The sequence below is a fragment of the Neptunomonas sp. genome, from assembly GCF_016744175.1.
Classification (GTDB): Bacteria; Pseudomonadota; Gammaproteobacteria; order Pseudomonadales; family Balneatricaceae; genus Neptunomonas.
Genome location: NZ_JADGEV010000016.1, coordinates 1 through 14,826 on the forward strand (window position 1 = coordinate 1; position 14,826 = coordinate 14,826).

Below are 14,826 nucleotides of genomic sequence, written 5' to 3' on the forward strand. Positions count from 1 at the left end.
TTAACCGTTAGGTTCTCAATGCCGGTCTCGCCTGCATCTTGAATGCCGTTGGCATTGCTGTCTTCAAAGACAGTGTCGCCAAGGCTGGCTGGTAGGACTACTTCAACTAAACCCGCATCAACACTTTGGTTTGACTCGCCCTGGGCTAAAGAAATTGTTGCTGTCATGCCCGTAATTTCATCGGCATCACTGTCAGAATCATCTTGTGTATTTGAAGCCGCATCTGCCGCTGTCAACACCATATTAGCGGGTGTTAGAAACTTAACTGTATAGTCTCCAGCATCTAGGCCTGTGAATTGATAAAAACCTACTTCAGTCTCTACCGTACTATAGTCATCACCTGTAATAGTACTTGTTATTAGAGTCCCTGCTGCATCGTAAAGTTCTACAACAACACCATCAACACCCAACTCATTGGCGTCTTGAATACCGTCTTGATCTGCATCTAACCAAACATAATTACCTAACTTGGCAGACTGTAACTGGATTATAAGCGGCTGTTGCACCCCATCTGGGTCAACTACCATAGAAAAGAAAGTGTCAGAAGGGACTACATTAATACCACTATCAACGGCTGCTTGTGATTGTGAAACAAGAAAGCTTACATCTGCCGTCTCAACTACCTGCCGTCCATTATCTGATAATACACCTGGGTTAATACCAGTGTTGTATTGTGCTGGTGTAAAGCCCATCACTTCCCAAATAGCCGCCTGCATTTCACCGTAATTGAATTGGCCAGCATACTTGGTATCGGATGTGAAATTTTGCGATAACAACCAGTTAATCTGAGAAATTTGCGTCTCAGTAATTGAGCTAACAACATCTGCAGCAAGGTAATTGCCAATATCTTGGCCATTGCTAGCATCACCTTGATATTCACTAGGTGAGAAGTTAATTGGTAACTCAGGGTGTAAGCAGTAACCGTCGTAAGTTCCGTTTGGCAAATCAGAGTTTGTGCTATCTGATATAATTACATCCCAAAAACTGGGAGCTCCCAGATCCGGCTGTTCACCAAAACCAGTTCCTTCTTCGTTTACAGCTGAAGAGGTTACTCGGATTGTCATCGTAGACATAACAAAATTCCTTACTTTATAAGTTTCAGCAAACCCGATCTGGGTGTTCGCGCTAAATTCAATGCTGCAGCTTTACCAGCTACTTACATGCCGTTCTGTGACAAGCAACGCTTAGACCAGAGCGAGATAACGAAGCGAGGCTATGAAGCCTCGCTTATTTGTTTCTTTACTTTTTCATGCGACGAGTAATAAGAAGTGCAACAACACCAGCACCTAACAATGACAATACACCTGGTTCAGGCACTGTATTGAATGCAGGAGCAGCCATAGCCGGTATAGAAGTAAGCATCAAAGCAGATAAAGCGGTAATTTTTTTCATGTTAGAACACCTTTATTCATTAATAATTTAATAACCTTCAGTCAAACGACTGTCAGGCTTGTAACCAACAGCTCAATTGGGTACGAGATGATTCTTAAAAGTAGAGAAGCACATTCAAGAATTAAACTATGCTTAACACAGCAATTTTTATACCAAACAAAAAATACAACCTGAACGCAATATAAACACGCCACATTAACGGAATATTAATCTTTATAAACAAGAGCTTATAATAAAAAATAAGTATATTTACTATTTTTTATTTCAAACAAAAATTGTAAATTTTTATTGTTTTTCGCACACCAAAATCAGATGTAAAAAAACCTGACGCAATAAACAGGTTTTTTATCATCCACTTCAGAGAAGCATGCGTTTTAAACGAAGGTTAAATTTATTAACCGGGGAAGGAACAGGCCTTTAGGCCTATTTGATAGGAAAAAGCAATTACTCTTCAATAAATGAGCGAGCGACGGTATCAACAAGAGGATCAGACAAATACTGGAATAAAGTCCGCTCACCTGTCTGAACAAATACCTCAGCCGGCATTCCTGCAATAAGTTTCAGGTCATTGCCTTTTAGGTGCTGCAAACCTTCGTCAGTAAGTTCGATGATAGCAAGGTAATAAGGTGATTGAGTTGAATCATTTGGGTCCAAGATACTATCTGCTGAAAGATTAATCAGCTTTCCATCAATACGTGGAGTCTCTCGCATTTTAAATGCCGAGAAACGGACATCTACAATTTGGCCAATAGAGACTCTATCGATATCGATCGGAGAAACTTTAGCCTCAATAATTAACCTCACACCCTCAGGCACTATATCCATAAGCGTTTCACCTTCACCTATAACAGCACCCACAGTATGCACTGATAGTTCAAGAACTGTGCCTGTTTGAGGAGAGCGGATTTGTGTTCGAGACAATGTATCAACAAGAGCTTGTCGCTGTTCAATCAACTGAAATAAGCGCTCTTGTAACTCATCAACTTCAGCAGCAACCTCTCTTTGCAGCTCTTTTTGCAACTGAAGAGCCTGAAGTTTAGACGCGACCACTTCTGATTTCGTTGAGGCGATACTGGCAAGCAACTCCCCTAACTCTCCGCGACTTTGTGCAACTTCACGGTAAATTTCACGTGCACGACCACGCTCTGCAAACCCCTTTTTTTCTAATGACTTTAAATCTTTAAGCTGTTTAGAATATGAATTCACCAGCCGTTGCCGACTCTTCTTTTGTGCATCAAGTCCCGTCAACTGCGACTCTAACTGCTCTGCTTGCTGGGCATATAAAGCAAGCTCATTCTCATATGATTCTTTACGCACATTAAAAATTTGGCGCTGCACAACAATAGCTTCTTGCACACGACGATCACTTTTTAGATCCATTAGATCTTTAGGAAATACGACAGCATTTAACTGATCTCGCTGAGCAATCAATCTTGCTTCGCGAGCTCGCGAAAGAATATATTGCCCTTGTGTAACCTCTAACTGCGCCTTAGCTTGGGTATCATCAAGAACCATTAGCACTTGACCTTTCTCAACATGATCCCCATCACGCACCAAGACCGACTTTACAATCCCCCCTTGCAGGTGCTGCACTGTCTTTTTATTATTCTCAACCCGCACTTTACCTTGAGCATGCGCAGCACTCGCTATAGGCGCCACAGCAGCCCAAGTACCCATGCCGAGAAACACAATAGCAATAATTAAAAAACCGATAAAAAGAAAGCGACTATCATCTACCGCTTTCTCTAAATATTTAGTCGTTGATTCTGCCTTATTTTCAACCTGCATAATTAATTCTCGTGTACTGCATTTTCGGAAATGGGTTTTGCAATCACCTTAGGTGCTGGCTGCGAAGGATTTAATTTCTCCATAACAACAGCGGTATTATCAAATGCAACTAAGCTCCCACTAGAGAGCACCATTACTTTATCAACTAATTGCAGCAAGTTATTGCGATGCGTTACCACTATCAACGTCGAACCAATGGCCTTCAAATTACGGACAGCTTCAGCTAACGCCAAATCACCTTCCGTATCGAGATTTGAATTAGGCTCATCCAATACCACTAATTTAGGCTCATTATATAAAGCACGTGCTAACGCGATACGCTGACGCTGACCTGCAGATAACAAGTGCGCTGTGATTGTTGTGGCATAACCGTCAGCTAGCTGTAAAATCATCTGATGAACACCCGCAGCCATAGCAGCAGCGACTACTTTTTCAGGATCCACGTTGCCAAAACGCGCAATATTTTCACTAACAGTACCTTCAAGTAACTCAATATCTTGCGGAAGATAACCAATGTGCTCGCCTAATACTTCGCGATCCCATTGTTTAATTTCAGCACCATCAAGGCGTATAGCTCCTCTTGTAGTTTGATATATACCGAGCATGGCCCGTATTAAAGTTGACTTACCTGCTGCACTTGGGCCTATAACAGCGACAGAGGTCCCAGGTTCAATTTTAAAGCTTATATCTTGCAATATTGGTTCAGCACTATTAGCAAGTGATACAACCACTTTTTTAAATTCAACCAACCCTTCAGGTGGCGGAAGAGGCATAGGCGCTTCAGCAACCTTAGTGCTCTCTAATAAACTTGTTAAGCGAGTGTAGGCACTCCTAGCTCCAAGGAAACTTTTCCATGAGTTTATCAACTGATCAATAGGTGCTAATGCACGGCCTAACAGAATAGAACCCGCAATCACCGTACCACTTGAAATATCACCCTGAATAGCCAAATACGCCCCTAAACCAAGCATTAGAGACTGCATTGTCATGCGAAAAGTCTTAGACACAGTGGTAATCAAACCGCCTTGACGACTTGCTCTGGTTTGAAGCTCTAATAACTGATCTTGTTTCTGCTGCCATCTATCACGCAATCGAGGCAACATTCCCATCGCCTCAATAACTTCAGAGTTACGTAAATTCAGCTGTGTTTCTTGCGTATTCTCGATATTGAGTTTATTAGCATCTTGGATATCTCCACGCGTTATTCGCTCATTCACAACAGCCAGTACAATTAAGAAAATAGCCGCTGCAAGAGCGATACTTCCCATTAATGGATGGAAAAGATAAACAACGCCAAGGTAAATAGGTAACCAAGGGGCATCAAACAATGTTAATAAACTTGCCCCACCCAAAAACTGCCGTAATGTCAGCAGGTCTGATAAGGGTTGTGCTGTTGCAACACTACCTCCCGATGCAAGTGCTTGATGAAATAGCGAATCAAATACACGCGGGCCTAATGTTTTTTCTAAACGGTTTCCCGTCACGATCAATACTTGTGACCTTACCCACTCAAGCGTCCCCATCACTAAAAACAGAAAAACCAATAACAACGTTAGCATCAGCAATGTCGACTCACTATTGCTCGTCAAAACACGGTCATACACTTCCAACATGTAGATAACAGGCGCTAACATTAAAATGTTAATACAGAAGCTAAAAATTCCTGTCGACACAAATGAAGTACGAGACGCAGACAGTGCTTGGTATAACTCAGACTTTTCCACAGATTCTTTTTGGTTGTGTGGCTGTGATTTCATAACTGGGCTGGGTTCCATACTTTGAACAGATGAGCACAAAAGACTACAAGCATATATTTACTCATTATTTTTTATCGAGAGTCTAATGCTATCAGAACGGTAAACTATATCGACAGTGAAACGGAATATAAAATATTTATGTACTTCCTTGACTAAAATGACACTTTTATAACATTCATATCAGATATCACTAAATAAGTGATCCCGGTCAACGGATTTGTCTCAAGAGAGAGGATAATTATTAATAATAAACAACCTTCAAAGGAGACAATGATGGATGATTTTGTGAAAGTAACCCCGCAAGAAGCTATTGAAACACTTGAGACTGCATCTGAGCTGAATGAGCCTAAAGCAACAAAGAAAAGCAGCAAAAATAAGGATGCCGTTCAAGAGAAACTATCCCGTAAAGAATATGAGTTATTAAAGAAAGACCTGCAAATAGAGTTATTAAAAATGCAGAGCTGGGCTCGTGAAACGGGGGAGCGTATTGTCATCCTTTTTGAAGGTCGTGATGCGGCAGGTAAAGGTGGAACGATCAAGCGATTCATGGAACATTTGAATCCTCGTGGCGCAAAAGTAATCGCACTTGAGAAACCAACGGAAGAAGAAAAAGGCCAATGGTATTACCAGCGATACGTGAAGCACTTCCCAACCAAGGGGGATATCCTCTTATTTGATCGCTCTTGGTACAACCGTGCAGGTGTTGAACGTGTAATGAACTTCTGTTCTCCTCCTGAATATCTTGAGTTTATGCGCCAAACGCCTGATTTTGAGCGCATGCTAGTACGTAGCGGCATTAGGCTTTATAAGTTCTGGTTTTCAGTCAGCCGTGATGAGCAGTTTGAACGATTTCAAGCACGTAAAGTTGCACCATTAAAACAATGGAAGTTATCACCTATCGATTTAGCTTCTCTTGATAAATGGGACGCGTATACAGAAGCAAAAGAAGCTATGTTCTTTTACACTGATACCGCTGATGCTCCATGGACTGTTATCAAATCGGATGATAAAAAGCGTGCACGTATCAACGCCATGCGCTTTGTATTAAATTCGCTACCGTACCCAAACAAAAACCCAGACATATTGCTAACACCCGACCCACTTATTGTCGGTAATGCACGTGATATTCATGAGCAAGACGAACATATTTTCTTGCCAGATAACACTTAACACGGGGGTATTCATAATGTCACAGAAACAAACTCAACATTCACATACAGTCGTAGAATCCTTTAAAGGAAAGCTATCCACAGAGCTACAAAACGAGATTGGAGAATCCAACTTTTCAGCATTAGAGCTAATAGTAGAGTCTGCAATCAGCACCGCGGTACTTGAAGAGCTTGAAAAAGCGGCCGACCGTGTCGAAAAGCTATCTCATGAAATCCGAAATTTTGCAGAAAGCTACGATAGTTAACGAGTAACAAACAGGCTGTTAACAAACTCTGTGCGCAGCCTTTTACTCGCCCTCCTAGATTGCATCACGAAAATCCACCCTGTAAACTTCGCCCCCAGCTATCCAGGTGCCTATAACAAAGGTTAAACGGGAAGAGCGGTGCGTATTACGCTAACGTCAAAGCGAATACAAAGCCGACACTGCCCCCGCAACGGTCATCGATTGTTACAAAATCGTGAGTCCGGATACCGGCCTGAATCATCTCTAATCCAATGCGCGGTGGGCGCATCAACAGGCCTCTAAATATGAATCCTTATTTTTTTGCTACTGCAACAATTTGCATAGCAAGTAATGCTTTTGCTGCACAAACAGACTCTTCAACAACACACAAAAAATTCGAAACACTCACTGTGACAGCAACGCGCACCGCGCAAACTGCAGATGAGACTCTTGCCAGCGTAACCATAATCACACGCGAGCAGATCGAACGTATGCAAGCAACCGACCTTACGGATATCTTGCGCATTGTGCCTGGCATTGAAATAGTTCGTAGTGGAGGCCAAGGGCAACTGACATCAATTTTCACTCGCGGTACCGAAAGTGACCATACTCTAGTATTGATCGACGGCATGAAGATGAACCCTGGTACGTTGGGTTCAGCCAATATAAGTTATATACACCCAGACAACATTGAACGAATCGAAGTTGTTAAAGGCCCACGCTCAACGCTGTACGGTTCAGAAGCGATTGGTGGCGTTATTCAAATTTTTACTCGCCAAAAAGGCCCTGCTTTTTCTGCTCGTGCAACTATAGGCAGCAACTCAACCAAAGAAGCTGGCATCCAAACATTCCACAACACGGAATCCGGCACAAAGTTCGGTTTCAGTCTTAATTCGTCTAACACAAAAGGCTTCCCAACGTACAAAAGATCTAGCATAGACACCGGTCACGATAACATGAACGCTCGCATCTTCTTTGCCCATAATATTGGCAATACCGATATTAAAGCCAGCGTTTTACACAGCAAAGGCAACACTGAATATTTAGCAGAAAACTACTCAAATTTCCCCACCATTAGCCTCGAAAAACAAGACCAGGACTTCACCCAACAAGCGCTTAACCTTGACATAAACACGCAAATTACTGATAGCTGGCTATCTCTCCTCAAGTTTGGATTATTTAATGATGAGCTTGACCAGAACCAGTCTTCCGATTTCGCACACACAAAGCGCACTCAGCTTGATTGGCAGCATGACTATGAAACCGGTGATCACGCGTTAACCGCAGGTATTTCAATACAGCGAGAAGCCATTGAATCACTGTCCTTTGGCTCAGGTTTTGACGAAACATTGGATACTGCAGCAATCTACCTACAAGACAATATCCAAATAGGGTTAAGCCGTATTCTTCTAGCGGCCCGCTTTACCGACCATGAAACCTTTGGCGACAACACAACATGGGAAGCAAGTTATGGCTACCAAGCTACTCCCACGTTAAACCTTTACGCGAGTGCGGCCACCGCTTTTCGTGCTCCTAGTGCCTCAGATCTATATGGCTACGGCGGTAATATAAATCTACAACCAGAGACTTCAAAAACTTACGAGATTGGAGCTAAGTACCAACTGAATCCAGCTAACCATATCAGCGCTGCTGTTTTCTATAATCAAATTGAAGACTTAATAAACTTTGTTGAAATTGCTCCTTTCACATACCAAGGAAGGAATATCGATAAAGTGCTAATACAAGGAGTAGAACTAAGCCACCAGCTTGTACTAGACAACTGGGATTGGAATACTTCTGTTGTGATCCAAAGTCCACACAATGAAATAACCGATTCCACACTATTGCGCCGAGCACATCGCACTTTAAATAGTTCGATCAGCTACCGAGTAGGCAAATACCGCTTAGGGGCTAATCTAATAGCACAAAGCCGTAAGAAAGATACGCCTAGTGATGTTGCAGGTTATGGTATTGTCAATGTAAGTGCCAGTAAACAGATCACTCCTACTCTTACTCTTGAAGGGAAACTACTTAACCTAACAGATAAAGAATACGAGCAAGTTTCTGGCTATAACACTCAGGGACGCGCAGGTTTTGTTACATTAAAAATGGCTCTCTAAGCTCAAAAGAGAGCGGCTATCTCAATTCTAACAACGAGGAAAGCAGTAATGGCAGACAGGCTAACGCGGATCTACACACGTACCGGTGACAAAGGCTTAACAGGACTAGCAGATGGTCGACGTGTTGCTAAAACATCTGAACGTATTGAAGCACTTGGAGATATTGATGAACTCAACTCCATATTAGGTGTACTTCGTGCAGAGTTGACGACAGAAGATCCGCTGTCACCTGTCTTTTTCCAACTACAAAACGACCTTTTCGATTTGGGTGGCGAAATAGCGATGGCCAATCTTGACTACCGAGCGATTTCACCTGAAATGATAACAGAGCTTGAAAGCCACCTTGATAACTTGAATGAGCAATTACCGCCACTGACTGAGTTTATATTACCAGGCGGCAGCCGCAGTGCAGCTTACTGCCATCAAGCTAGAAGCATCTGTCGCCGAGCAGAGCGCCAAATGATTCGTTTATGTAATGCAGAGGAACAGAACTCGATGGGGGCTATCTACTTAAATCGTTTATCTGACCTACTCTTCGTTTGTGCTAGAACCTTGGCGTTAAGGGCTGGCGCTGTCGAAGTTTATTGGCAACCGAGAAACAAGTCGAAAGGTTCTCAATAAAACACCGCACAAAGCACTACAGCAAGACATCATGATTTATGGGACAGCGCTATTTTGGCTTGAATTACAAACTGGTTAAAACAGGTAAAGTCAGGATCGGCAAGAGGCACGGTCACCCGGTCGGCGTAAAACAAACCAATAGCCTTCCCACGCACTACAAGGGGTGCAATCACCATTCCGCTCGGGGCTACCTCTTTAAGGAAGGCCTGTGGTAGGCGTTCTTTCCAACCCGGCTCGCTCATATCAGATACCAGTAAAGTCATCTCTTTTTTAATGACATGAAAAAACAAGCGCAAATCAGGTTCTTTTCTCTGTGTCGTGAAAAAGTGTTCTAATGACTCTAGAGAATCACCCTGAGCTATTTTCATACTCAACATCAAAGGCGATTCACGGTACAAACAAAACATGACACGCTCATATGAGGTACATGCCTTAATCCCCTCAACAACCAAAGACAAAATATCGTGAGCCGTTCCCTTTTCAGCAGTCAATTCGGCCAAACGGCTTAAAAAATACAGTTGTTTTTCAGGGCTTTCATCTCTTTTTTTAGGTGTCTTCACTCCACTGTTTTCAGATTGCACCAGTTGTTTTCGGGAATGAAAAAAGTAAGCCGTACGGCGTATACATTCATCTAAGCGAGGCTCTCCTGTTTCTTGCATCACGGGTACCAACCCTTGCAAATCAATACCATATTCTTCAACCATATTTGCAGAAAGCTTACAGGCATCTTCAAAACAACTTTCCACGTCCTGATCCTTTAATGAGAAATTATCTCTCAAGGCTTTACTTAACTGCTCCATACTTTGATCGTGACTCAATTCACCGTATATTTTTTCAATCAAGGTGTGACTAAAAGAGACTAACAAGTGTTGTTTATGCACTAAAGGGTCCGACTCATCGGCCGTCATTTCATCCATCGTTTTTACAACAGAAGGAGGGAAGCCCCAGCTTTGCGCAAGATCCTGCCCAATATCGCTAAACTGACCGCCCAATGTTGATAACTGAATACTACTCCAAGATTTATTGCCCTCGGCTCTAATACTACACATCTCCCGATAAACAGCCGGCATCGTACTCGATGTTATGATTTCTCCAAGATTGAACAACAACCCACACAAAAAGGTTTCTTCTATGTCCCTGATGCCTGCTTTAGCCGCCAACTCACGTGCCATCGATGCATTTAAAAAAGCACGCAGTAACAATTTTTCGATATTTGAATCAGGATATGCCTCCGTAAAACTCTCAATTAGCTTCAGCGAAATAGATAAGTTTTTAATCCGATTGAAGCCCAGTAAGACAACTGCACGCGATATAACCGTCACATTACCTAAGCCACGATTAAACTCAGGTGTATTAGCGATGCGAAGTAATTTTGCGGAAAGACTGGCATCTTTCATAATAGCCATCGCCAATACCATTGCATCACCTTCTGGTGAGCGACTGAGTTCCTGAATACGATTCAGTGTTGCACTGAATACAGGCAAGTCCCCCCCACTACCCAACTGGGTATGGATACTCTTTAGTGTTTCTTGATATTTAATCACAATAACCCTACTACAAGTGACGTATTAACAGAGTAGTCAAAAATAGAGGGGAAGGGAAATCCGCACACCAACACTAGCTATTTGAACGGGCTCTATCTAACAAGTAACAAACCTGTTGAAGCCCTTCCAGGCTTCTTAGTGTAGGACGATTAACTAGGTCAGCATTGAGTGTATACAGATGCTGTTTGCTAACAGCAGATATTTCTGGCCATGCCTGCCAGCGTTTTTTCCAGTCGGTGGGCGTCCCCTGCTCGGGTGCTAAAATAACCTCAGGATTGAGTACTACAATACTCTCAATGCTGGTCTGAGGAACGACTTCTGCTTGCTCAGAAAAAAGATTGCGGCCTCCGCACATGACTATCATTTCATTAATCATTTGCTGTTTATTGGCTGTCATTAGTGGCTCATACCAGAGCTGATAAAAAACTGAGACAGAACCTTTATATCGATAAAGCAAAGCTATTTTATCCATTTCTTCATTGAACGCAGTGACTAGCGAAGCAGCAACTTCCGGCCGCTGAGTGAGCACCGCAAGATCTGACAGAGTTTTACTTACACCTCGCAATGACTTGCTAGATGCCCGATACACCATCACACCTAAAGATTCCAACAAAGAAAGCACTTCTGCAGGGCTACCTTCCTCCCACGCCACCACTAAATCCGGCTGTAGCGCTAAAATAACCTCAGCGCTGATTTCCTCAGCCCCACCAATACGGGGAATGGAAAGCGCTGCCTTAGGGTAATCACTGTACTCCACCGTCGCAATAATGCGCTCACCAACACCTAGCGAAAACAGTTGTTCTGTTAAATGAGGAGCCAAAGTAACAATCCGCATTGCCGGTTTCTCTAGCGATACTTGCGTCCCTGCATCATCCTTTACAGACAAGGCTTGCGCCGAAAAAGAAAGGAGTACTAAAAAAAAAGTAATCAACGGGTAAAGCACGACAGACCTACTCCTAGATAACAAAAGCCCTAAATTGCCTACCCCCAGACTAACGTCCGCAGGTGTTGCTTTAAACTGGATCTATATCATAACGAACCAGTGCTCCGTAACGATATAAAATCAATCAATAAAATAGAAATCTATAAAAATAACGAGAAGTAACAAAGTGGATAAGTAACCTATAACTGGCAAAGCCGCTTAACGCTACTATCTATCGATAGTTATCAACAAAGACACCTACCAACAGCAATAACGCTAAACGGCTTTTTTATAGCGACATATATATCAACCAAACAGGATACTGTTCAGCTGAACAACTTGCTTAAATCACTATTTATTTAGGTCAACAATTGTTCGGCCTTGAATTTTCCCATTAACAATTTTTTCTGCATATTCAGGCACATCATCTAACCCAATAACCTGGCTAATCTCACCTAATGCGGTCGCTGGTAAATCTGTTTGCAAACGGTTCCACGCTTGAACTCTACGCTCAACAGGGCACATAACAGAATCCACACCCTGTAAGCGAACATTACGCAGAATAAAGGGCATGACCGTTGTAGGCAATTTAAAACCACCCGCTAAGCCACATGCAGCAATCGTGGCATTATAATCAGCCTCCGCCAACACTCTAGCCAGCATCGCATCGCCGACAGTATCAATACCACCCGCCCAGCGCTGGCGCTCAAGTGGGCGTGCTTTTTCACTCATCTCTTCACGCGTTAAAATAGTGCTTGCTCCAAGGCCACGTAGATAACCTTCTGTTTCTGCGCGTCCAGTAATAGCAGCGACTTCATAACCAAGCTTAGCTAAAATAGCCACAGCAACAGACCCCACACCACCGGCAGCACCAGATACAACAACCGGACCTTTATCTGGTGTAACACCGCCTTCTTCAAGCGCCATTACACACAACATAGCCGTAAGGCCTGCAGTACCTATAGACATAGACACTTCAGGAGCCATACCTGCTGGCAGTGGCACTAACCATTCAGACTTAAGGCGTGCTTTTTGTGACAATCCGCCCCAGAAGCGCTCGCCCACGCTCCAACCTGTGAGTACAACTTGGTCGCCAGTTTTATAAGCATCGCTATTACTTTCTGCCACTGTACCAACTAGATCGATACCCGGCACCATCGGGAATTTGCTAACAATTTTACCTGTTCCGGTAATCGCCAAGCCATCTTTAAAGTTAATCGACGAGTAACTTACATCTACCAACACATCCTCTTCAGGCAGATCACTGACATCCAACGTTTTAATCTGTGCAACCGTCTTACCATCGACTTGGTCCAGAACTAGTGCTTTAAACATCACAATCTCCTATTTGTCTTACAATTTAACAAATAATAGCATCGGTACTTATAAAAATACTACACTGTTGTTTAATTATTAAGCAGAAGACTTTGGCAGCACCCAATTAGGGCGTACAAAATGGCAGGTGTAACCGCTTGGAAATTGCTCTAGATAATCCTGATGCTCTGGCTCTGCTTCCCAAAAATCACTAGCTGGCTCTAGTTCAGTCACCACCTTGCCCGGCCATAAACCTGATGCATTCACATCAGCTATAGTGTCTAAAGCTACCTGTTTCTGATTATCGCTCAGATAATAAATCGCTGAACGATAAGACACTCCCTGATCATTTCCTTGTTGATTAAGCGTTGTAGGATCATGAATCTGAAAAAACAGTTCAAGAATACGGCGATAAGAGATGCGAACAGGATCAAATAAAATCTCTATACCTTCTGCATGTGTTCCATGATTTCGATACGTAGCATTAGGTACATCACCACCGGTATAACCTACCCGCGTTGCATCAACACCCGGCAACTTGCGAAGTAGATCTTGCATACCCCAAAAACAACCACCTGCCAGCACTGCACGTTCTTGTGACATGTCGGTATCTCCAATAAAGACTCAGATTTAAAGGCTATAAGCCTAACAGTATTAGGGTTGGAAGCTAAGGAAGTGTCATTGGTTCCATTTATATTGGAATAAGATAAGCCACTCAATGAAGCGCATGCACATATGTAATGAGATATAAACTCTAATGAGAAATTACTAACGAATATCAATACCGGCTACTTTTCGCTGCTCAATTAAATACTGATCACCTCATCATTTATGCTAATAGAATATGAAAGCGTTGCTCCATAGAAAGCATTTATAATATTCTTGTAATTATTTTTACTTTCAGACCCAATATAAAGAGAACAGGTAAGGTCATTCACTGTGATAACGGATAAAATATTTTCACATGGACCTAAATCGAATAAAACTCCAAGAGAATAGTTTCGCTTTTTTAATAATCATTCCAAATGAAGAGGTATCAATGAGTCGTTTCCTTTGAAACTTTACAAAATCATTAATTAGAGGAATATTGGAAACATATGTAGAGTCAAACAACCTTGGAAGAGAAATACTTTCACCAGCAACAGTCCTTTGCTCAGTCAGGAAATGATCCTCACTTTCAGAAATAAATGATACTGGCACTCAATTTCCAAGATACTGATATACTTGATTTTTCTCTGTCGAACATCAACAGGCTTAAGTATATTTATATCTACGACTGAGTCAGAGCTACTTACTATCTCTTGCTTCTGAAAACAATAATTTAAAGTAAACAGGCACATCATAGCGCTAGCAGCTATCGTACGTCTCACTAAAATCATATTTACAGCATCACTATTATAAAATCATGCTCTAGTGTGCTGTATGTATGATGCTCACAATAAAAATCACAGTTAAATATACTCTATTAATTTTACTACTGAATTTTTGTATAGTACTCAGTCTTTCCGTCATTATGAGAATGCATTGCTAACATATCATTTTCAACACAAGCTTTAAAAGAGCCCAGTTGATCAACATCTAAATCAAAACATCCATCAAATCTTGGTGATGACTCATAAGATAAGTCCCCACCCACCTTTCCGAAGTTATAGGTGATATGACCGTCATCTTTAATCAGCATACTGATATTTTTAGTAAGTTTTTTAATAATTATTTCTTTAACCCTCTTTTCTTGGCTTGAAGACATGCCATAAGATTTTGCATTTTTCGTCATATTCAGAAATGATTTTTCATCAGGAACCCATTTCCCCAACAATGGTGAGGATACAACATTATTGTAATACCAGTATCCTCCACCAGCTAAAATCATAATTATTAATATATTCTTCATTCCATTGCTTCCTGAAATTTATTTTTGCTATGAAGCCTCTCCTCATAGCATTGGTATAGATGATTTCTCTTAATCATCTGATTG

The 14,826-nt window shown here is 42.0% G+C and carries 13 protein-coding genes and 1 riboswitch; of the genes, 4 read left to right on the top strand and 9 right to left on the bottom strand.

Annotated elements, in window-relative coordinates:
* The 4 genes from QZZ55_RS09200 to QZZ55_RS09215 form a co-directional block, all read right to left on the bottom strand.
* A partial coding sequence (locus QZZ55_RS09200) for an SdrD B-like domain-containing protein (protein ID WP_293267031.1) occupies positions 1 to 1,073 on the bottom strand: 1,073 nt, incomplete at its 3' end.
* Positions 1,074 to 1,239: 166 nt separating this feature from the next.
* Positions 1,240 to 1,392, bottom strand: a complete 153-nt coding sequence (locus QZZ55_RS09205) for a PEP-CTERM sorting domain-containing protein (protein WP_293267032.1) — start codon at positions 1,390 to 1,392, stop codon at positions 1,240 to 1,242.
* Positions 1,393 to 1,836: 444 nt separating this feature from the next.
* Positions 1,837 to 3,180: an HlyD family type I secretion periplasmic adaptor subunit gene (locus QZZ55_RS09210; protein ID WP_293267033.1), complete on the bottom strand. Its 1,344-nt coding sequence runs from the start codon at positions 3,178 to 3,180 to the stop codon at positions 1,837 to 1,839.
* Positions 3,181 to 3,182: 2 nt separating this feature from the next.
* Positions 3,183 to 4,937, bottom strand: a complete 1,755-nt coding sequence (locus tag QZZ55_RS09215) for a type I secretion system permease/ATPase (RefSeq protein WP_293267034.1) — start codon at positions 4,935 to 4,937, stop codon at positions 3,183 to 3,185.
* Between the two features lie 270 nt (positions 4,938 to 5,207).
* Between QZZ55_RS09215 and ppk2 the strand changes: the two genes are divergently transcribed.
* The 4 genes from ppk2 (at position 5,208) to QZZ55_RS09235 (ending at position 9,071) form a co-directional block, all read left to right on the top strand.
* Positions 5,208 to 6,107: a polyphosphate kinase 2 gene (gene ppk2, locus QZZ55_RS09220; RefSeq protein WP_293267035.1), complete on the top strand. Its 900-nt coding sequence runs from the start codon at positions 5,208 to 5,210 to the stop codon at positions 6,105 to 6,107.
* Positions 6,108 to 6,123: 16 nt separating this feature from the next.
* A complete protein-coding gene (locus QZZ55_RS09225; RefSeq protein ID WP_293267036.1) occupies positions 6,124 to 6,351 on the top strand; it encodes a phosphatase in 228 nt (75 codons plus the stop codon).
* 87 nt (positions 6,352 to 6,438) lie between these two features.
* Positions 6,439 to 6,602, top strand: a riboswitch (cobalamin riboswitch).
* A gap of 33 nt (positions 6,603 to 6,635) precedes the next feature.
* A complete protein-coding gene (locus QZZ55_RS09230; protein WP_293267037.1) occupies positions 6,636 to 8,450 on the top strand; it encodes a TonB-dependent receptor in 1,815 nt (604 codons plus the stop codon).
* Positions 8,451 to 8,498: 48 nt separating this feature from the next.
* The gene (locus tag QZZ55_RS09235; protein ID WP_293267038.1) at positions 8,499 to 9,071 is read left to right on the top strand and encodes a cob(I)yrinic acid a,c-diamide adenosyltransferase; all 573 of its coding nucleotides are present in this window, start codon (positions 8,499 to 8,501) and stop codon (positions 9,069 to 9,071) included.
* Positions 9,072 to 9,100: 29 nt separating this feature from the next.
* Here QZZ55_RS09235 and QZZ55_RS09240 read toward each other — a convergent pair whose 3' ends face one another.
* The 5 genes from QZZ55_RS09240 to QZZ55_RS09260 form a co-directional block, all read right to left on the bottom strand.
* Complete coding sequence (locus QZZ55_RS09240; protein WP_293267039.1) at positions 9,101 to 10,615, bottom strand: HDOD domain-containing protein; 1,515 nt, start codon at positions 10,613 to 10,615, stop codon at positions 9,101 to 9,103.
* A 73-nt stretch (positions 10,616 to 10,688) separates the two neighbouring features.
* Positions 10,689 to 11,558 (bottom strand): cobalamin-binding protein, encoded by an 870-nt coding sequence (locus QZZ55_RS09245; protein ID WP_293267040.1) that lies wholly within the window; start codon positions 11,556 to 11,558, stop codon positions 10,689 to 10,691.
* A 330-nt stretch (positions 11,559 to 11,888) separates the two neighbouring features.
* Positions 11,889 to 12,872 carry an MDR family oxidoreductase gene (locus tag QZZ55_RS09250; RefSeq protein WP_293267041.1) on the bottom strand — a complete coding sequence of 328 codons (984 nt, stop codon included), beginning with the start codon at positions 12,870 to 12,872 and terminating at the stop codon, positions 11,889 to 11,891.
* Positions 12,873 to 12,950: 78 nt separating this feature from the next.
* Positions 12,951 to 13,454: a peptide-methionine (S)-S-oxide reductase MsrA gene (gene msrA / locus QZZ55_RS09255; protein WP_293267042.1), complete on the bottom strand. Its 504-nt coding sequence runs from the start codon at positions 13,452 to 13,454 to the stop codon at positions 12,951 to 12,953.
* An 871-nt stretch (positions 13,455 to 14,325) separates the two neighbouring features.
* A complete protein-coding gene (locus tag QZZ55_RS09260) occupies positions 14,326 to 14,742 on the bottom strand; it encodes a hypothetical protein (RefSeq protein WP_293267043.1) in 417 nt (138 codons plus the stop codon).
* Positions 14,743 to 14,826: the final 84 nt, after the last annotated feature.

What these genes read in the sequence shown, in the direction of transcription:
- QZZ55_RS09205 (WP_293267032.1), bottom strand. Translation starts at nt 1,392, where the DNA reads ATGAAAAAAATTACCGCTTTATCTGCTTTGATGCTTACTTCTATACCG.
- QZZ55_RS09210 (WP_293267033.1), bottom strand. Translation starts at nt 3,180, where the DNA reads ATGCAGGTTGAAAATAAGGCAGAATCAACGACTAAATATTTAGAGAAA.
- QZZ55_RS09215 (WP_293267034.1), bottom strand. Translation starts at nt 4,937, where the DNA reads ATGAAATCACAGCCACACAACCAAAAAGAATCTGTGGAAAAGTCTGAG.
- ppk2 (WP_293267035.1), top strand. Translation starts at nt 5,208, where the DNA reads ATGATGGATGATTTTGTGAAAGTAACCCCGCAAGAAGCTATTGAAACA.
- QZZ55_RS09225 (WP_293267036.1), top strand. Translation starts at nt 6,124, where the DNA reads ATGTCACAGAAACAAACTCAACATTCACATACAGTCGTAGAATCCTTT.
- QZZ55_RS09230 (WP_293267037.1), top strand. Translation starts at nt 6,636, where the DNA reads ATGAATCCTTATTTTTTTGCTACTGCAACAATTTGCATAGCAAGTAAT.
- QZZ55_RS09235 (WP_293267038.1), top strand. Translation starts at nt 8,499, where the DNA reads ATGGCAGACAGGCTAACGCGGATCTACACACGTACCGGTGACAAAGGC.
- QZZ55_RS09250 (WP_293267041.1), bottom strand. Translation starts at nt 12,872, where the DNA reads ATGTTTAAAGCACTAGTTCTGGACCAAGTCGATGGTAAGACGGTTGCA.
- msrA (WP_293267042.1), bottom strand. Translation starts at nt 13,454, where the DNA reads ATGTCACAAGAACGTGCAGTGCTGGCAGGTGGTTGTTTTTGGGGTATG.
- QZZ55_RS09260 (WP_293267043.1), bottom strand. Translation starts at nt 14,742, where the DNA reads ATGAAGAATATATTAATAATTATGATTTTAGCTGGTGGAGGATACTGG.